Origin of the sequence: Paraburkholderia sp. SIMBA_053 (assembly GCF_046534895.1) — a bacterium.
Lineage (GTDB): Bacteria > Pseudomonadota > Gammaproteobacteria > Burkholderiales > Burkholderiaceae > Paraburkholderia > Paraburkholderia caledonica.
In genome coordinates this window covers 1-265 of record NZ_JAWRXU010000848.1, presented here as the reverse complement: position 1 = coordinate 265, position 265 = coordinate 1, and the positions used below count along the sequence as shown (strand labels likewise).

Annotated in this window: 1 protein-coding gene; it reads left to right on the top strand. The window is 67.9% G+C overall.

The genetic code is table 11. The features are described from left to right. Positions 1–265 (top strand): cobaltochelatase subunit CobN (locus tag SB753_RS37980; protein WP_410805277.1); only part of this gene is annotated, 265 nt, incomplete at both ends.

Sequence of the window (265 nt, the reverse complement as noted above, 5' to 3'; positions counted from 1 at the left end):
CGATGATATGTGCGGGATGTCGCCAGGCGCTACGCCCGCCGCAATCGCGACCGTAAGTGAACTGCCACAAGCGGCGCGCGTGCTCGAACGATTGCGCGACGATATCCTGCCGCGTCTCGACGCATGCGGCCCACACGAACTGATGCACCTGAAGCGCGGACTCGAAGGGCGCTTCGTCCCGCCCGGCCCGAGCGGCTCGCCGTCGCGCGGACGTCCCGACGTGCTGCCTACGGGCCGCAACTTCTATTCCGTCGATACCCGCGCC